Here is an 18673-nt window from a genome sequence, read left to right as displayed (position 1 = left end):
GCCACAAATTCCTCTACGTAAATTCACTCCAAAACGAACAGCTAACGCACTCGTTCTGCCCATGCAGCCATCAGTTCGCCCACGCGCTGCACTTCCCCAAAGGTGTTATACAGCGGCACCGGGGCCAAGCGAATCACGTTGGGCTCGCGCCAGTCGCCGATTACGCCGGCCTCCGACAAATAGTCAAACAGACCGCGGCCGTCTTTGTGTACCAGCAGAGAAAGCTGGCAGCCACGGTCCTGGGGCTCAGAGGGCGTAATAATTTCGAGGATGCTGGGGGGCAAATTCAGGTTGCGCAATACAAACTCCAGATAAGCCGTGAGCTCCTCACTCTTGCGCCGAAGCACAGCAATGCCGCCCGCCTCATCCACAATATTCAGGGCCGCGCGGTGCATGGCCAGCGCGATGATCTGCCCGTTGGCCAACTGCCAGCCCGCAGCCCCAGCCATTGGCTTAAAGCCTTTTTTCATTTGAAAGCGCTCGGACGCATCGTGGCCCCACCAGCCCGCGAGGCGCGGCAAATCGGGGCGGTTGGCGAAGCGCTCGTGCACAAATGCCCCGCTTACGCCACCGGGGCCAGAGTTGAGGTATTTGTAGGAGCACCAGCAGGCGAAGTCCACGTCCCAGTCGTGGAGGTGCATGACCAGGTTGCCGGCCGCGTGCGCCAAGTCGAAGCCTACGGTAGCGCCTACCGCGTGCCCAGCCTTGGTAATAGCCTGCATATCAAACGCCTGGCCCGTGTAATAATTAATGCCCCCCAGCAGCACCAAAGCCAGCTCTTCGCCTACTTCCCGAATTTTAGCTTCAATATCTTCGGTGCGCAAGGTGCGCTCACCGGGCCGAGGTACCAGTTCCACAATGGCATCATCGGGCGCGTAGCCATGCAGCTTCACCTGCGACTCTACCGCATATTGGTCCGAAGGAAAAGCACCGCCTTCCATCAGCACTTTGTAGCGCGTGGCTGTAGGCCGATAAAAGGAAATCAGCAGCAGGTGCAGGTTGGTAGTCAGATTGTTCATCACAATGACTTCCAACGGCTTGGCGCCTACCAGCCGCGCCGTGGAGTCGGCCAGCGTTTCGTGGTAGGGCATCCAGGGTGACGACCCGCGAAAGTGCCCTTCCACGGCCTGCCGTTCCCACGATTCCAGCTCCTGCTCAATGGCGGCCCGCACAGTTCGCGGCTGCAAGCCCAGCGAGTTGCCGCAGAAATAGATGCTCTCGCCCCCATCGGGTGCGGGCGGAATGTGAAACTGCTCGCGGAAGCGGCGTAGCGGATCTTGGGCGTCGAGGGTAGCGGCGAACTCGGGGGTGGCTTGGAAAGTGGTCATCGGAAGCAAAGATAGCCACAATGGGTTTGCTTACCCATACCCGAACAGGACCTTCTAGGCGGGCACCGGCGCAGGCTTTTCCATCACCGTTCCGCAGTTGCGGCAGGTGCGCAGCTCATCCGATTCCCAGAAACGGTTCATGATGGGGGGCAATTGCTGCACGATATCCGTGATTTCGGCGTACTCCTCGTGCAGCTTGGTGCCACAGTTCTCGCAAAACCACAGGAAGCCGTCTAGCTCGCCAGCGGTGCGGTAGCGCTCCAACACCAGCCCCACGGTGCCAGCCGGGCGCCGGGGCGAATGGGGAACCCCACCCGGTAACAGAAACATCTCTCCGGCCCGCACCGGAATATCGACCGGCTTCCCGTCCTCAATTATCTTAATAACAATATCGCCCTCAATCTGCAGAAAAAGCTCCTCGCCTTCGTCGTAGTGGTAGTCTTTGCGGGCATTAGGCCCACCCACCACCATCACGATAAAGTCTTTATTATCCATAAAGACCTGCTGATTGCCAACGGGCGGCTTCAGCAGATGGCGGTGTTCATCAATCCACTGCTGAAAATTGAAAGGACGGGCGAGAGCCATAAGGTTTTGCTGCTTTGTAAACGTGAGCCGAAGTAACCGGCAAATAACAGGTCTGTTTTACGGAAACAGCTGGTTCGTAGCTACCTCCAAACGAAAGGTTATTCCCGGCCCTCTTTACTCGGCCACCTGACCGTTGCTCTTGCGAGTCTTTTCTTCTGGGTAAGCCATGAAATAATAATTGAGCGACTTCTCAAACTGCTCCACAAACTCCGCGCGGGTGAAAGACGGCTGTCCGGCCAGCCACCGCGCCATCGTGGATACGTGCAGGTTACCAGCGCCCGTGAGCAGCTCGAATATCTGTTCGGGGCGCGTGCCGTAGCAATCGGAAGCGCCCAGGCCATGCTCAAAAATGATGGCTGGCCGGCTATGTTGAATCGTCTTCGCCGCGCCTTGCAATACCTCCAACTCCGCACCTTCCACATCAATCTTTATCAGGTCGATGCGGGTGCCGGGGGGCAAAATTTGATCAAGGGGCTGTTTTTTGACTTTAATCAATGTGTCCACTTCATCGGCCTTATCATACTTGCGCTTTACAAAGCCGCTATAAGCCGGATTGGTGAGCACATAGTTGAAGGACGTTTCGCCGGTCATGTTGCTGAGGCCCAACTGGTAGAAGTGGCAGTTGGCGTAGTCCGCAAAGTGTGTGGTCAGCTTCTCGTATAAATCCGGAATGGGCTCGAAGCCATAGTGTTGGCCCTGGGGGGCATATTTAAGCATCAACTCCAGCACTTCGCCCTTGTGGCAGCCCACATCCACGCAGTTTGCCTGCGAGTGGCATACCGCCCGCAGCACCCGCTCCGTGTCGCGGTCATATTGCTGGTTTTTAGTGAAAGCAATAGGAATGCGCTTTAAAATCCTTTTGGCCAACTCCTTCATGAAAGGGCTCTGAAACTATCGTAGGTAAATAGTAAAGGGCAAAAGTAAGCAACTATGCCATGCCTGCCCTTACCTGCTGGGTTTGGGTGAAGCGAGGAAGCGGCAGCTTCGGCATAGCATAGTCCTAATACGTTATTGAATTTATTAAGTCGTGCGGCTGCCAAACAGGTACTCCGGCTAGAACCTTCTACTTTCGCGGAGTCGGTTGTTTTAGCTCCTATCCTTTGGTAAAGTTCGATACGCTCTCCATTCTCATTCCCGTTTACAACGAGGCCCGCACCATCACGCAGGTGCTGGATATGTTGCGGGAAGTGGAATTGGCGGGAAATATTCAGAAGGAAATCATTCTGATTGACGACTGCTCTACCGATAACTCGGCAGCACTTATTACCGCTTATGCCACCCGTCATCCGGCGCTGAGGCTACGCTTACAACAGCACACAACCAACCAAGGTAAAGGGGCGGCTCTGCACACTGGCATTCGCGAGGCCACCGGCGACTACATCATCATTCAGGACGCCGACCTCGAATACGACCCCGCCGACTACAACGCCCTAATCGAGCCAGTTGTACGCGGCTTTGCGGATGTAGTGTATGGCTCCCGCTTTATGGGGGGCAAACCGCACCGGGTTTTGTTCTTCTGGCACAGCATCGGCAACGCGGTGCTTACCTTCCTCTCCAACATGTTCACCGACCTGAACCTGACGGACATGGAGACCGGCTACAAACTGTTTCGCCGCGACATCCTCCAAGGCCTGTCGTTGCGAGAGAAGCGGTTTGGCTTTGAGCCGGAAGTGACCGCCAAAATGACGCGCGTTCCCGGTATACGCATCTACGAGGTGGGCATCAGCTATTATGGTCGCACGTATGCCGAGGGCAAAAAAATCAGCTGGCGCGACGGGCTCTGGGCGCTGTGGTGTATTCTGCGGTATGGCTTAATAAAATAAAGAAGAAGTTAAGCCCAACAGTATCATTATCAATAATTTATACCAAAGACTACTTTGCGTTAAGCGCTTAGACAAGCTTGACTACTCCAGTATTACAAGAGACACATCATCAATATACACCGGCACCTCCGCATTTGCGCGCCATAAGAACACCCTTATTTCGTGGCTATAGGCAATGTTTTCCGGCAACCTGATTGTCTTCTCGGCCTTTACCCAAGTTCTATAATCATTTATCATGTTGGTGAGAACAACACCATCTTCAAATATTTTCTCTCCCGTTACGGGTTCCAGAATCTGGAGTTGATAATGAGCTGTGGCCTTATTACTAGGAAGATATGCCCAGCAAGACAATTTGACTTTGTAGGGCTTACGGGAACTTACTTTCCCCAGAAAGTTTCTAAATCCCATGCTGTATTCTTGCGCCTTATCTACCTTGATGGAGTACTTGCCACTATGTGCTTGCTCCGAATTAAGAGATCCATTAGCTGGAATCCAGCCATCAAATGCCTCAAAATCATTGGTCATGATATAATTGGCGTTTTTATTCTCCTGATCACCAGAGGTGGAGCAGGCAGCGATTAGTGGCAGCAACAGTAGCAGCAGTAAATATTTTCTCATACAGTCAAACTGCTGGAGTAGTCCTAGGTGATGATGAGGAGAAGCAATTAACCAGACACCTAAGCTACCGGCCATTTTTAGGGTTCTTTGCCATATTTTTTATTGTCAAAACTACCTAATCTTCCTAAATAACCCGAGGCTACTCGACAGTCGGGCGGTGGTTTCTTTCTGTATCTTCGCGGCTCTCAGATAGGCGTGTCGCAGGGCCTGCCTCCTTATTTTATGCACTATCGTCCTGGCTTGCGAGCTACTATTTTACCCAGCACTGCCCGCTTGCACCCTGCTTCACTAGCAGGTTTTTTTTCGCCTACAACTGGGCTCCTGCTGCTCTTGCTAGCGCTAGCTTATTTCCCCCTGTATTATGACCTGGGCCGTCATCCAATTCAACTTTGGGATGAGTCGCGGCAGGCTGTGAATGCTGTGGAAATGCTGCGTAGTGGTGATTGGCTGATAACACGCTTTGAAGGCCAACCCGACTTGTGGAATACCAAGCCCCCACTCCTGATATGGTTGCAGGCGCTAAGTCTATACTTCTTCGGGTTTTCCGAATTGGCCGTGCGGCTACCTACTGCCTTGGCTACTGGTGGTACCATACTGATAGTTTACTTTTTTGCGGCTCGTACCTTACGTCGGCCCTTAGTAGGTTTTTTAGCAGGTCTAGTATTAATCACCAGCCTAGGGTATGTACGCTTGCATGTAGCCCGCACAGGCGACTATGATGCCCTTCTTACTTTCTTTCAGACCCTACTCTGGAGCAGTTTATATCGCTATTTGGTTACTGGTCGTAAGCGCGAGGCTGCGCTGTTGACTGTAGCCGTAACAGGTGCGATTCTTACGAAAGGTGTGGCAGGTGTATTAGGTTTGCCAGCGCTATTCTTATATGTGCTATACCGGCGTCGAATAGGGTGGCTGTTACGTCAGCCAAGTTTCTATTTGGCAGCGGGCAGCACCGTATTCTTAGTAGCCGGATACTATGGCATCCGCGAATGGGCGGCCCCTGGCTATTGGGCGGCGGTACAGCAGAATGAACTAGGCGGACGTTTCGACACTGTATTAAGTGGGCATCAGCACCCCTGGGATTACTATATTTTAGCCATGCAGGAGCTGCGCTTTGCCCCCTGGCATTGGGTATTGCTACCAACGCTGGTTCTGGCATGGAGACAGCCCCGTCGTCCGTTGCAGCACGCTGTGGTGCTGCTAGCATTGTTCAGTATAGTTTGGCTCTTGGTCATTAGCAATGCGCAAACGAAGCTTGAATGGTATGATGCGCCTGTATATCCAGCCCTCAGTTTGTTAGTAGGCTTGGGGCTTTGGTGGCTAGGGCGTGCAGTGGTTTCAACCTACTTCGCTGCGACCTACAATCAGCTGTTAGGTGCTTTAGGGCTGATAATCTTTGTTTTTTATGCACCCTACCAACGAGTGCTCGAGCAAATAAGAGAGGATCGATATAGCGACTATGGTCTTGGGCCTAATGCTCGTATTGGCAGCTACCTACGGCAACTACATCATGATCAACCGTTAGCTGACAGTCTGCAAGTGCTTTACCCTGGTGGCTACGATGCCCGGCTTACCTATTATCAACTTACGTCTCCGCAGCGTTTTCAGAAGAACATAACTATAATATCGCCCGGCGCGCAAAAGTCTCTGCGCCCACGCCAAGTAGTAGTAGTATGCGACCCAAATGAAGCGCTTCGTCTTGATTCGCTATACCAAACTGTGCCTTTGCACAGCGCTGAAAACTGTAATACGCTATTGATTCTGCGGCCCCGCTAAGGTTTATTGAGATTAAGGCTCAACGCTTAGCTTCATGTCATCCAGGTATGCGGGAGCAGTAGCACTAGCCCGCCATAAATAGATTCGGACCTGATCCATAGGATCTAAGACTGTAGGTAAAGTCAGCACCTTGCTTACCTGCTCCCAGGAATTGACCTTGTTGATGTCAATCTTCTCGTAGAACACACTGGTTTGATCAGCTCGTGTGATTTGAAAAACTAAAGCTGCAGCGCCTGGCGCGGTCAAGTATCCCCAAGCCGTTAGCCGTACCTTATCAAACCGCTTAGGCGAAAGGCGAGCTAATTGATTCGTATACGTCTGGCTGAACTCTATATTTTGGTCAACTTTAATCGAGTAGAGACCGGTATGCGCTTTCTCTTTATTCAGTGACGGGTTCTCAGCTACCCACCCTTCAAAGTCCTCGAAACTGGTGGTGAATAGCACCCGATCAGCAGCAACATCAGGAATCTTTTCCTTTGTCTCATTAGCATCACTCGAGCAAGCAGTTATTAAGATAGCAAGGGCAATCCAAGTAGTCAGACGAGGCATAAATGAGGTGAGTATACAAAAACGCAGTTTGCAGCAAATATAGACCTATATACCACAACTGTAGCTGAAGGCTATCGGTCCCAATTCTGTAGTTTTGTTGCCATTCGCTGTTGTCTATCCGACTCATTTAACTAGATAACAGCTTTTGTTCTCCTACTTTCTCTTGTGATTTTATTGAATGAATCTATCTCGTCGAAATGCGCATTGGCTTGGCATGGCTGGGGTTGGGCTAGCTGCTGCCGGTTTACTCACTGTGCTTTTCTCCTTTGTCTTAGCTAATCCTAATGACTATTTCTTTCTCGCAGCTGGCGATGGCCTCCAGAGCTATTACGTCACTGCCTTTTATGCTTTTTACGACACTGGAATCCACTTCAGCGGCATGAACTATCCCTTCGGGGAAAACTTCACTTACCCTAACTTACAGCCACTCATTGCGCTGTTTATTAATGTGTTGCATCGCTTGGGTTTGCCAGCTGCTGAGCGCACCATAGCCATCACCAATTTAGTGGCTTTATTGGGCGTGTGGCTTACTCCGCTGGTTGTATATGCTATTTTGCGGCGTTTGCATATGCCAATTTTGTATGCTGGCCTAATGGCTTTGCTGATCGGTTTTTTATCGCCCCAAATCCAGCGCTTGGGTGCGCATATGTCGTTAAGCTACCCTTGCTTCGTGCCGATATTATGGTACTGTATTTTACGGATGCAGGAGGCTCCGCGCCAGTTCAGGTGGTATATGCTGTTTGGAGTAAGCAGCCTGCTTATGGGATTAGTTCAGGTGTACTTTTTAGCTTGTGGTTGCTTTTTTCTCTTGGCCCACGTGCTTGTACTGAGCTTTCAACGTCCGCGCCCTATAGCACTGCTATGGCGTATGGCTTTAGCTGCACTATTGCCCTTGGTGCTCTTTCGAAGCTGGCTTTGGCTTACAGACCATGTCACTGACCGCCCACCGAATCCCTACGGCTTTCTAGTATACAAAGCGACGCCTAGCGGCGTATTTACCCCAGCCTTATCACCCATGCGCGAGGTGTGGGCGGCCCTATTACCTGCCGGTGATATTAGCTTCGAGGGAATGTCCTATGTGGGGTTAGTAGCTACTGGAGTACTACTCGTTTCGGGTATGCGGGTGGCACAACACGTGTGGAAGCGGCGCGGCCATAAGCTGCGCCTCCGACGCGCAATGCCTACACCTTTGTATACAGCACTTTGGGCGTCGGGCCTGCTATTGATTTTCTCCTTCGGAATACCCTTTATTTTCCCAATGTTCTCGGGCTTAGAAAAGTATCTAGGTCCGTTGAAGCAGCTGCGGGCCTTAGGGCGTTTTGCCTGGCCCTTCTATTTTGTCTTTACTACCTACACAGCTTACTACTTATATCGTCTGTGGCGGTATCAGCGGCAACGCAACGTAGCAGTGCTGGCATTACCCTGGCTACCGCTGTTAGTTATATTATGGGCTGGAGAAGCCTGGATAAATATTGCCACCAAAGCGAAGGAAGTAGCTCAGGGAGCTGGCGCACGGGACTTCATGAGCCGCGAGAATAACCTGCTAGTTCAGCATTTGAGTTGGGCGAGCCGCCAGCCCAGCGATTTTCAAGCCATTCTCCCCCTGCCTTATTTCAATAATGGCAGTGATAAGATTGCCTTACCCGGCTCAGAGGCTTCTATAGCTCAAGTTTATAAACTATCAATTGCAACAGGCCTACCCCAACTGTCTAGCTACATGCCTCGAGCTTCTGTAGGGCAGGTGCTGCAGCACGCGCAATTGCTGAGTAGCCCATTACTGGACAAGTCCTTAGTGCGTCATTTCCCCTCAACTAAGCCCATACTGCTTTTGGTGGCTGAGGGCGCGCTGTCGCCGGCGGAGCAGCGCTTGGTAAGTTTGGCCCGTCCCCTTATTTCATCGCCTGAGGTAAAGCTGTATGAATTATCGTTGGCGGCTTTAACAGCAACAACTCGGGCTCAGGAAAAGGCTAAGGCCGCCAAGCTGCTGCCTACACTGCCAGTGCGTGCCAATGGTGTTCAGACAACCACCTCAAAGGGTGTATTCCTGCAATCCTTCGATACTAGCCCCGATCGTCGGGGGCGGCTGGGGGCTGGAGCTTTTTATGAGCCCGCAGAGAAGTTCTCTATCCTATATGATGGCCCCGTTCCCGCACCAGCCGATACGGGTCGCTATGAAGTCAGCGTCTGGATACATGGCAAAATGGATGAAGGGTACGGCAATATGCAGGTAAAGCAATATATAAATGGCGTACTAGTAGATCACCAATTAGCTGATGCCCGATTAAGCACTGATATTGATGGCGACTGGGTGCGGGTGGCGCTCCCTATTCGAGTAAAACCACGAGTTGACCGCCTAGAGGTACTGTATGATAATAGCGAATTACTGGTTGATGACTTACTTATTCGACCACTGGATACGGATGTGTACTGGTATGACGAGCGGCGGCGTCTAATCTTAAACGGTTACAGCATAGAGCCTTGATGCCCTACTTGCTAGTATAACTATACTTGGTATTATAGGTGGTAACTCTTAGTCATAAACTGATAACTACCTTTGTATCCATTGTATCTATGGACGTAGCTTACTAGAACCTTCCACATTATCTATCTCTTGCTTAGCCTCCCACTACAATATGGATTTAGCTTATGAAGTCACTTATCACCAATTAGAAGAGCAAAATTGGTGGTTTGCCAGTCGCCGAGACATGGTTTTTGATATAGTAAAGCACCTAAAACTCCCTTCTACTGCTCCTATTCTTGAAATAGGTTGCTCTGGGGGGCCTTTGTTGCTGGCATTACGTGCGGCAGGCTATAAGCATCTAAAGGGGATTGATGTAAGTGAGAAAGGCATCACACTTGCTCAGGAACGAGGGTTGACAGATGTCGCCGTAATGGACGGGGCACACTTAGACTTTCCAGACGCTTCCTTCGACTTGGTGATTGCCTCTGACGTACTTGAGCATATAGAAGATGAAGCGCAAGCTCTACGTGAGTGGCGGCGGGTGCTTCGCCCAGGCGGCCGCCTACTGGTTTTTGTTCCGGCCCATCAATACTTGTGGAGTCGGCATGACGAAGTAAATCATCACTTCCGCCGTTACTCGGCCAAGTCACTGCGTACGGCCATTACAAAGGCTAGCTTACGGGTCGAACGCCTAGCATTCTGGAATTTTACTTTGTTTTTCCCGACTGCTATGGTCCGCCTGATGCAGCGTGTATTACCAAAACCTGAAGGCCCGGTTACGGGCGACCTGGTTCCTTTGCCACCCTTGGCTAATACGGGGTTGCTGCGCTTAATAAAGGCTGAAAACCGGTTGCTGCGGGTTTTAAATTTTCCGGTTGGGGTAAGCGTCTTTGCTCTGGCGCAGAAGGCGGAATAGATTTACATGCGCCCTAGCCTTTTGAAAGCCAGATATTTAACACCTTCTGCTAAGTAAGTTTAACCTCCCTACTATCCGCACTGCGCTCGTTTTGGCACTTATTCGCTTCCTACCTCCGACTACCTGACTTATGGACTTATCTATTATTGTTCCCATCTATAACGAAGAGTCAAACATTGAAGCCCTCTACAAGCGGTTGCGCAGCGTGATCGACCCAATGGCTTTGCAATACGAGTTCATTTTTATTAATGATGGCTCGCGCGACTGCTCCTTATCTTTAATCCATGATTTAACGGCTAGCGACCTGCGGGTTCGCTACATTGATTTCAGTCGCAATTTTGGCCACCAGATTGCCGTCACCGCTGGCTTAGACTTAGCAGCAGGCGCGGCTGTGGTAATCATTGATGCTGACTTGCAGGATCCTCCCGAGTTGATTCCTAAGCTGTACCAAAAGCTACAGGAGGGCTACGAGGTAGTATATGCCAAGCGTCGCTCACGCAAGGGGGAAAGCGCTGCCAAGAAGTTCACAGCCAGATTATTTTATCGAGTGTTGGCTAGTATTACACACATATCCATTCCGGTAGATACGGGAGATTTTCGCATTATCTCGCGTAAAGTGGTGAATGCGTTGAAGCAAATGCCCGAACAAAACAAGTTTATCAGGGGGCAAATTTCCTGGATTGGCTACCGTCAAACCTATCTAGAATATGATCGAGCCGAGCGGGCAGGTGGGGCAACTGGCTACACGTATCGCAAAATGATCCGCCTGGCATTAGATGGTATTACTGGCTTCTCAGATGCACCTTTGAAAGCAGCAACTATAGGCGGATTTATCGTGTCTGGAGTTGCCTTCTTGGTGATGGTGTATACGCTCTATGCCCGATTTATAACCAAAGATTACGAACCTGGTTGGTCGTCTCTCATGGTAAGCATTCTGTTTATGGGCGGTATTCAGTTAATAGCCATCGGTATAATCGGAGAGTACATCGCTCGGCTAAGCGCGAACGTAAGGCAACGGCCTCTGTACATCATCTCTGACACTAATATTCCACTGGAAGAAGTTCCCGCTCCAACAATGCCGTTAGCTCCGCATAATAGTTAAATAGCTACGGACAACTCATTTATTCGAGGACAATTCTAATAAGCGGTTTTCCATAAAACCATCTCACTTCAAACGCTCCAGCATTCGCTCCAACTCTTCCAAAGTCGTTTCGCGGAAGGCTAAGGCTTCAGTGGCATGGCGGCCGGTCGTGGTTTCGCGCAGGGCCACGAATGGCACATCGTTTTGGTAACGAATCCCAATGATGACCGCCCGTTTGTTGGCCGGCACATTTCGGAAAGCATAGCCTCCTTCTTCCGGCTGACCAGTTACCAAGGTTTTGGCCTCCCGAAACACGAGATAAACACTAGTGCCGGGGTCGGTATCGGCAGTAGCGATAAGGTCGGTGGCGGGGTTGCCGGTGGCGTGCCACACCCGGTCGCAGTTGAGCCAGCCGAGTTGGGCGCTGCTGAATAAGTAACGGTCGGTGGGCTCTACGTTGAAGCTGGGCTCACTGGAGGGCATTTCTTCGTTAGCCAGCGCCATCGCTGAGTCGGGCGTGGCCTCCATATTGGCAGCACTATCGAGCGACGAGGCCATGCCTGCGTGAAAGGCAAAGCGTACGGGCAGTACCATCTTAACTTTCACGGCTTTGCCGGCCTGTAAGCCAGGTTTCCAGCGGCCGGAGGTTTGGCGCAGCACGCGCAACAGTTCCTCGTCGCAGCCGTCGCCGATGCCCCGCACAATCTTGGGATTCACCACGCGGCCGGCCTCATCGACTACAAAAGCGGCAAAAACCAACCCTTGCGTTTGCTTAGCAATGGCTTGCTTGGGGTACCGAATCAGCTTATTTATATCGGCGGGTCCTTTGCCGTAGGCGGGCATCTTTTCGGGCTCCGTATAGAATTTCTCTTCGGCTGGCTCTGCCTTCAGAGTAAGCGCTACCCAGCGCAGCAGCTTGCGCCGGTCCCCCAGCCCGCGCGAAAGGCGCATTCCAGGCTGGCGGCGCGGGGCGGGCATATCGATTTGAATCGTTTGCCCTTCGGCCACGCGCAACTGCTGCCCTTGGGCCGAGGCCTGCACCAGCACAATGCCACCCGTTTCGAGCAGGTCGTTGTTGTCGGAAACGGTGGAGAGGTTGGAGAGCAGAATATCGGCCATGGAGTAGCACTCCTTCAACTCAACCCACACGGGGCCACGAGCAGGAGCTTGCTTTTCCGTTACCAACGAGCCGGCCGGAATCCGCACAATAGTGCCTTCGCGCCCATGCACTTCACTGGCTTGCGTAGGATCAATGCGAAAATACTCGCTGGCTTTCAGCGTGATATCGTGCAACTCCGCTTCGGGTGGCGGGGGCACGCCGGGGGGCAATTTGGTGATGCCCCGCAAGCTCCGGCGGCTCAGAAGTGGCGCATCGGGGTTGGTACGCTTGGCCAAGCGGTGCCATGAAGCTGAGTTGGTATCCAGTGGGGTAGCTGCTGGAATGGTATCCAAAAAATCCTCGGCCATCTCTGGTTCTGATGCTTCCGTGACAGCCGGCTTGTCGCGCTGACACGCACTTGCCATCAATAGAAAGCCAGCCAGGCCGAGGATTTTTGGTATGCGGACCATTAGAAACTGCAGCTTATAAACAACGAGAAAGGTGAAATGAATGACTAGTTCATCCCGTAAAAAAGCCCCTCAGACAACCTCTACAGGTTTTTCAGGATAAAATCGGTCATCTGGCGGTAGAGGTGCAGGCGCGTGTTGCCACCCGAAATACCGTGGTTGCGGTTGGGGTAATACAGCGTCTGGTAGTCTTTATTGGCTTTCACCAGGGCATCGGTCCAGGCTACGGAGTTCTGGAAATGCACATTGTCGTCGCCGGTGCCGTGCACCAGTAAGTACTTACCCTTCAGCTGCTCCGCAAATTGCACGGGCGAGTTGTCGTCGTAGCCACCGGGGTTTTCCTGGGGCGTTTTCAGGAAACGCTCGGTGTACACGGTGTCGTAGTAGCGCCAGTTGGTGACGGGCGCCACCGAAATACCGGCCTTGAACAAATCGGCCTCCTTGGTCATGGCCAAGGCCGTCATGTAGCCACCGAAGCTCCAGCCCCAAATGCCGATGCGGGCCTTGTCCACGTAGGGCAGCGTGCCCAGGTATTTGGCGCCTTCACCCTGGTCGATGGTTTCGAGCTTGCCGAGGTTGGCGTAGGTGCTTTTCTTGAATTTTGCCCCCCGAGCACCCGTTCCGCGTCCATCTACCGATACCACGATGTAGCCGTTTTGGGCCAGCATCTGGTGCCATAGATAGTTAGTTAAGGCTACGCCACCGCCGGTATTATCGAGCACGGTTTGGGAGCCGGGGCCGCCGTATACGTGCATCAGCACAGGGTATTTTTTGCTCGGGTCGAAGTTGGCGGGCTTAATCATCCATCCGTTGAGCGTGGTGCCCTCGGTAGTTTTGAAGTCGAAGAACTCCACCTTGCCCATGTTGTACTGGCTCAGGGTTTGGCGCAGGGCAGCATTGTCTTCCAATACCTTCACCAGCTTACCATCTTTGCCATCGCGCAGACTCACGGTGGTAGGCTCGCCGGCGGCAGAGTGGTAGTTGAGGTAGTAGCGGGTATCGGGGCTTATGTTCACGACATCGGAGCCGGCGCCCGTTTCGCCCAAACGGCTTTTGCCTTTGCCTTTCAAGCTCACGCGGTAGAGGTGGCGCTGCAAGGGCGAGGCTTCAGTACTGGTAAAATATACCTGCCCATTTTTCTCGTCGAGGCCTTCGATGGCGCCGATTTCCCAGTTGCCTTTGGTAAGCTGACGGGCCAGTTTGCCTTTCATATCATACAGATACAAATGGCGGTAGCCGTCTTTTTCGCTGCTGAAGATGAACTGCTTACCGTCTTTCAGGTAGCGGAGGTCGTCGGCTACGTCCACGTAAGCAGGGTCGGTATCGGTGAGCACCACCTGGGTTTTGCCCGTGACCGCATCAGCGTGTAGCAGTTCCAGCTTATTCTGCAGACGATTCATGCGCTGAATGCTGAGCAGATTGGGCGTTTTGGTCCAGAGCACCCGTGGGATGTACTGGTCAGCCTCGGGGCCCACGTCCATCTTGGTAGTGCGACCCGCCGCTACATCGTGCACCGATACGCTTACCACCGAGTTTTTCTCGCCGGCCTTGGGGTACTTGTAGCGGTAGTCTTTGGGGTAAAGTGCGCCCCACTCCTGCATATTATACTCGGGTACCTGGCTTTCATCGAAGGTGTAAAAAGCCAAATGGCGGCTATCCGGCGACCAGAAAAAGCCCTGAGCGAAGGAAAATTCCTCCTCGTATACCCAATCGGCGGAGCCGTTGATGATTTTATTTACGACGCCATCGGTCGTCACGGCTTTTTCCTGCATCGTGGCCAGATCGACCACAAACAGGTTGTTGTTGCGGGCGAAGGCTACGCACTTGCCATCGGGCGAGAAGGTGGCATAGCTTTGCTTGCCGCCAGCGCTGAGTGGTGCTAACTTCTTGGTAGCCCGGTCAAACACGAAGTAATTTGCCTTGGAACTGCGGCGGTAAATAGGCTCTTCAGCAGTCCAGAACAGGATTTTCTGCTCGTCAGCATTGAAGCTGTAGCCATCTACGGCCAGGGGTTCGTTGCTGCCGGCCACGCGCAAATCTTGGGCGGCAACTAAGGTACTGACGGGCTTGCCGGTCGTTACATCCGACTGCACCAGATTGCCCCCATCGAGGGCGGAGTAGTAACGGCCGTCGCGCATCCAGTTGAAGCCAGGTATCGAGCGGGCCCGGAAGGTGGGCTTCGACCAGATATCTTCGAGGGTAATGGCTTGTTTTTGCTGGGCAACCGCCTGGGGGGCAATTTGGGGTACTAACGCAGGACTAGCCGTGGTGAGAAATAAGGCCAGCCCGAAAGAACGAAACTTCATAGAGTGAAATAAAATGACGGCGGAGTTATGTGGGTTAAAGGTATTCAATAAATCAAAATGGTAGTAAATTTTGGACCCTGGGGGGCAAATTGGATTAAAGTAGCCGGCACCATACCGGCTGTTGCGTACTAGCTTCGGCCCTGGGGGCGTTAGCATTCGCCTCCTATCCCCGACCTTTGTTGTCTATGCGTCTGTCTCTGATTCTTCTGTCGCTGCTGAGCTTGCTGGCAGCCTGTACCCCCGACCCCGGCTCCGGTCCGCGGATTGACTTTGTTGGTAATAGCCGCTTTGTGAGCAACAACCGCCTCGTGACGGCTCCCGGCGATACGCTTTCCACCCGCATCTTCGCCGACAACCGCGACTCGGCCAATGGGCCGCTGCTCCAGCGCCTGCTCATCACGGTGAAGTATGAACCTCAGTCGAGCCCCTTCATCTACGCCAGCCCCTACGACCCCGAACTGGCCCCCAAGGATAGCGTGGTATATCTCGACTCCTTGCTTACGGTTCCTAAGCTTGCCTACCAACTCACTTTTGGCACCCGCACTACTTCGGGCCGCGAAACGTGGCGCTTTGAGGTCACCGATGCTGATGGCAATAAAGCCAGTCGCCGTTTCTGGCTCACGACCCGCAAAACTGACTCACTGACTGTTACTTACCATGAATACATTGCCCGCCTGCAAGCGCCCACGTCACAACGCACCATGAGCTTTCTGGATCTGGACGCCGGCTTGCTGTTTCCCAATACCGCCGTTCGCACCAATCCCGTTGTGCAGCAGCGCATTGACGTATTGTACTTTCCTTCCTCTGGCAACGCGCCCATTCTCGTCACGCCCGCCGAGCCGTTGTTTACTGCAAATGGTATTTTAGGCATCAGGGCTTGGCCGGCTAAAAACCAGACAATCCTCAAGCAAACCCAACTGCTTCCTACTGCCTTTGCTGGCGCTACCAACCCACAAGCCCTTACCACAGCTTTCGACAACGCTCAGAACACAACCGTCACGCGCACTGGAGCGCTGGCCCTCAACCAAGTGTTTGCATTTCGTACCACTGGGGGGCAAACCGGATTGATACTAGTAGAGAAACTCCCGACCTCCGACCGCCCGACCGTCGATTTGCGCGTGCGCGTTACGAAGCAGCAGCCTTAATACTCGCCTAGCCATGCTCGCTAACCCCTAGACATGTGCGACTGATAATTCTAGTCTGAGCAAATGCCCGGACCGGCATCGCAAATCTTAACTAGGCAAGAGCACCAAAAAGGCACGAGCCGGACCCGTAATCACGGATCCGGCTCGTCCTTTTTTGAGTGGTATGACTACTCTAATACGGTTATTTCCAAATCGTCGACGTAAGCGGGCTCAATACCGCCATTATTCCAAGCGTACACAAATATCTGGGTGTCATAAGTAGCTTCGGGAGGCAACGTAATGTCAGCATATCGTCTGATCCAACGGCCATACTTTTGATCTTTTCCAAAAGTGATGCCTTCCCAGATCAGCTTTGTTCCATTCGTAGGATTAACTAGTTCGGTTACCAGTACGGGGTTAGAATTTTTGGTAGGAAGCAGCCCCCACGCCGCAACCCGGATTTTATTGGGCCGAACTTTACTGAATTTACCTAACATGTTAGAGTAGCTCATGCTATAATTCAGGCCTGGTCCCACCTTTAGCGCGGTAGTACCGGAGTGCGCGGCCTCTTGTGTAAGGCTCCCTGCCGTTTCCGCAGGTATCCATCCCTCCAAGTTCTCAAAGTCATTATGGGCAACTACGTTGCCTTGGGGAGCTTCCGGTTTTTTCTTTGAACAAGCATTTAGCAGGCTGCACAGTAATAGAACACAAAGGGGAAATCGCATAAAATGTAGAAAGGGAAATACGGGAAGCAGAATGACTATTTAGGTAAAATCAGGCCCGCAAAATAGAGCGTTTTCTTAGTTGAAAACAAAAAAAGCCGGGCTAGCTGTCTGTTGATAATATATTTGTGACCAGCCTTACTATCAATCTTGACTAAAACGTCTTCGATTCTCACTAACCAACGTCGCTATTCAATCCTCTATTTTCTTGTATGCTTTCTTCCCCTGAAACAGGCTTACCCTCTTCTGCTGATCCTTGGCCGCGCTGGTTGCCCCACTTGCTACTCCTACTGCTGCTGCCCTTAATTTTCTATTCATTATTCTATCAATTGGGGGGCAATCCTATTCCTATGTGGGATGAAGGCCGCTTAGCTGTAAACGCAGCTGAGATGGATCTAAACAATAACTGGATAGTAACATATTTTGGCGGCGCGCCTGATATGTGGAATACGAAGCCACCTCTTATGATCTGGCTGGAGGTACTCTCGTTACGGCTGTTTGGTTATACTAACACTGCACTTCGGCTACCCTCTGCCTTCGCCGCATTGGCCACGGTCATCGTGTTGTATGTTTTTGCCCGATTTTATCTACGGCAGATGCTGGGGGGCGTTTTTGCCGTTATAGTGCTCCTCACTTCCGATGGCTATATAGATCAGCATGTTACGCGCACCGGCGATTATGATTCCTTGCTGACGCTTATGCTCACGAGCGCTGCGCTGTTCTTTTTTTGGTATTTAGAATCGGGGCGTCGGGTGGCACTTGTGGGCTTTGCCACGGCTATAGTTCTGGCAGCTCTCACCAAAGGCGTAGCAGGTCTGTTTTGGCTACCACCACTTGTCTTTTATACAGTATGGCGCCGACGCCTTTTCTGGTTGCTGCAGCGCCGGGAGGTATACGTAGCCATGATAGCAGTCATAGCAGTTATTGCCAGCTATTATATAACCAGGGAACAGTATAATCCTGGCTACTGGAGAGCGGTATCAGACAACGAGTTGGGTGGACGCCTGCTGGGCACACTTGACAATCACTCTCACCCGTGGTACTGGTTTATCCAGAATCTCTACGATAGAAGATTTGCCCCCTGGCTGCTGGCGCTACCGTTTGGCTTGTTCATGCTGGGCATACAGCCCCGTGATACACGCAGCCATAAGCTAGCTTGGCTAGTGGCGCTACTCTTCGTGTTTCATATTACTATCATCAGCACGGCTAAAACAAAGTTGGTGTGGTATGATGCACCCGTATTTCCTTTAGCCTCCCTAGTTGTGGGACTAGGATTTGGCCGCGCCGCTGAGATGCTCTTACGCCAGCAGGTTACGCCCTGGAAACGCACTAGCCTTGTTCTACTGTTCATCGCTGCTTTATTCTTTTACCCCATTCAGCGCATCGTTGACAAACTAAATTACCTTTACAGTCTGCGCTTTACTGACAATAACCTGCAGCACGGGTTTCAGATTAAAGCACTACGGGAGCAAGTTCCACAGGCAACTGAATACACCGTCTTTAGCGATCAGAATTACGAGCCAACGATGACATTTTATGCCATAGGAGCTCGCAAAGATTATGGCCACGATGTAACCATTAAGTATCGTTCCGAAGGCTATACTTTACATGTTGGTGAGTTAGTCCTAGTGTGTGGAGAAAGCGACAGAGCCTTCGTGCAGGATCGTTTCGAGACTATCCCCGTACTGCGTGAAAACAATTGTGCAGCATTGTATCTACAGGCCATAAAGAAGCCTGAAAGCGAGAAGTCGAAAAAGACAGGGAAAGGGAAGGTAGCAAAAGCGGAAAAACCTAAAAAATAGAATCAATAAAAAAGGCTGC

Annotated in this window: 15 protein-coding genes; 7 read left to right on the top strand and 8 right to left on the bottom strand. The window is 52.0% G+C overall.

All coding sequences use genetic code 11. From position 1 onward, the window contains the following. Nucleotides 1-41: 41 nt before the first annotated feature. The 3 genes from kynU to H8B13_RS16385 form a co-directional block, all read right to left on the bottom strand. Nucleotides 42-1328 (bottom strand): kynureninase, encoded by a 1287-nt coding sequence (gene kynU / locus H8B13_RS16395; RefSeq protein WP_187311882.1) that lies wholly within the window; start codon nt 1326-1328, stop codon nt 42-44. 54 nt (nt 1329-1382) lie between these two features. After that, nucleotides 1383-1913 carry a 3-hydroxyanthranilate 3,4-dioxygenase gene (locus H8B13_RS16390; protein WP_187311881.1) on the bottom strand — a complete coding sequence of 177 codons (531 nt, stop codon included), beginning with the start codon at nt 1911-1913 and terminating at the stop codon, nt 1383-1385. A 114-nt stretch (nt 1914-2027) separates the two neighbouring features. Continuing rightward, nucleotides 2028-2780 (bottom strand): FkbM family methyltransferase, encoded by a 753-nt coding sequence (locus tag H8B13_RS16385; protein ID WP_187311880.1) that lies wholly within the window; start codon nt 2778-2780, stop codon nt 2028-2030. 233 nt (nt 2781-3013) lie between these two features. Here H8B13_RS16385 and H8B13_RS16380 point away from each other — a divergent pair, with 233 nt between their 5' ends. Then, nucleotides 3014-3736 carry a glycosyltransferase family 2 protein gene (locus tag H8B13_RS16380; protein ID WP_187311879.1) on the top strand — a complete coding sequence of 241 codons (723 nt, stop codon included), beginning with the start codon at nt 3014-3016 and terminating at the stop codon, nt 3734-3736. A gap of 81 nt (nt 3737-3817) precedes the next feature. Here the strand turns inward: H8B13_RS16380 and H8B13_RS16375 are convergent, their stop codons facing one another. After that, a complete protein-coding gene (locus H8B13_RS16375; RefSeq protein ID WP_187311878.1) occupies nt 3818-4354 on the bottom strand; it encodes a carbohydrate binding domain-containing protein in 537 nt (178 codons plus the stop codon). Between the two features lie 222 nt (nt 4355-4576). Here H8B13_RS16375 and H8B13_RS16370 point away from each other — a divergent pair, with 222 nt between their 5' ends. Further along, nucleotides 4577-6127 (top strand): ArnT family glycosyltransferase, encoded by a 1551-nt coding sequence (locus H8B13_RS16370; RefSeq protein ID WP_187311877.1) that lies wholly within the window; start codon nt 4577-4579, stop codon nt 6125-6127. 12 nt (nt 6128-6139) lie between these two features. Here the strand turns inward: H8B13_RS16370 and H8B13_RS16365 are convergent, their stop codons facing one another. Then, nucleotides 6140-6676: a hypothetical protein gene (locus H8B13_RS16365; protein ID WP_187311876.1), complete on the bottom strand. Its 537-nt coding sequence runs from the start codon at nt 6674-6676 to the stop codon at nt 6140-6142. A 178-nt stretch (nt 6677-6854) separates the two neighbouring features. Between H8B13_RS16365 and H8B13_RS16360 the strand changes: the two genes are divergently transcribed. The 3 genes from H8B13_RS16360 to H8B13_RS16350 all read left to right on the top strand — a co-directional run bounded on the left by H8B13_RS16360 (nt 6855) and on the right by H8B13_RS16350 (nt 11155). Then, on the top strand, nt 6855-9158 hold the full coding sequence (locus H8B13_RS16360) for a hypothetical protein (RefSeq protein WP_187311875.1): 2304 nt from the start codon (nt 6855-6857) through the stop codon (nt 9156-9158). Nucleotides 9159-9309: 151 nt separating this feature from the next. Continuing rightward, on the top strand, nt 9310-10053 hold the full coding sequence (locus H8B13_RS16355; RefSeq protein WP_187311874.1) for a class I SAM-dependent methyltransferase: 744 nt from the start codon (nt 9310-9312) through the stop codon (nt 10051-10053). Nucleotides 10054-10183: 130 nt separating this feature from the next. After that, nucleotides 10184-11155, top strand: coding sequence for a glycosyltransferase family 2 protein (locus H8B13_RS16350; RefSeq protein WP_187311873.1), 972 nt, complete (start codon nt 10184-10186; stop codon nt 11153-11155). A 63-nt stretch (nt 11156-11218) separates the two neighbouring features. Here the strand turns inward: H8B13_RS16350 and H8B13_RS16345 are convergent, their stop codons facing one another. Next, nucleotides 11219-12703 carry an energy transducer TonB gene (locus tag H8B13_RS16345; RefSeq protein WP_222841446.1) on the bottom strand — a complete coding sequence of 495 codons (1485 nt, stop codon included), beginning with the start codon at nt 12701-12703 and terminating at the stop codon, nt 11219-11221. An 80-nt stretch (nt 12704-12783) separates the two neighbouring features. Beyond that, entirely contained in the window at nt 12784-15006 is a 2223-nt protein-coding gene (locus H8B13_RS16340) for a S9 family peptidase (RefSeq protein WP_187311872.1), read from the bottom strand. A 185-nt stretch (nt 15007-15191) separates the two neighbouring features. Here H8B13_RS16340 and H8B13_RS16335 point away from each other — a divergent pair, with 185 nt between their 5' ends. Further along, nucleotides 15192-16151 carry a hypothetical protein gene (locus tag H8B13_RS16335; protein WP_187311871.1) on the top strand — a complete coding sequence of 320 codons (960 nt, stop codon included), beginning with the start codon at nt 15192-15194 and terminating at the stop codon, nt 16149-16151. Nucleotides 16152-16318: 167 nt separating this feature from the next. Here the strand turns inward: H8B13_RS16335 and H8B13_RS16330 are convergent, their stop codons facing one another. After that, entirely contained in the window at nt 16319-16642 is a 324-nt protein-coding gene (locus tag H8B13_RS16330) for a hypothetical protein (protein WP_187311870.1), read from the bottom strand. A gap of 422 nt (nt 16643-17064) precedes the next feature. Between H8B13_RS16330 and H8B13_RS16325 the strand changes: the two genes are divergently transcribed. Next, on the top strand, nt 17065-18654 hold the full coding sequence (locus tag H8B13_RS16325) for an ArnT family glycosyltransferase (protein WP_187311869.1): 1590 nt from the start codon (nt 17065-17067) through the stop codon (nt 18652-18654). The last annotated feature ends 19 nt before the right edge of the window (nt 18655-18673 follow it).

This window comes from Hymenobacter sp. BT188 (genome assembly GCF_014333585.1).
In the GTDB taxonomy this organism is placed as follows: Bacteria; Bacteroidota; Bacteroidia; order Cytophagales; family Hymenobacteraceae; genus Hymenobacter.
The sequence above is the reverse complement of the archived record's forward strand: the minus strand, read 5'-3'. Positions and strand labels throughout refer to the sequence as shown.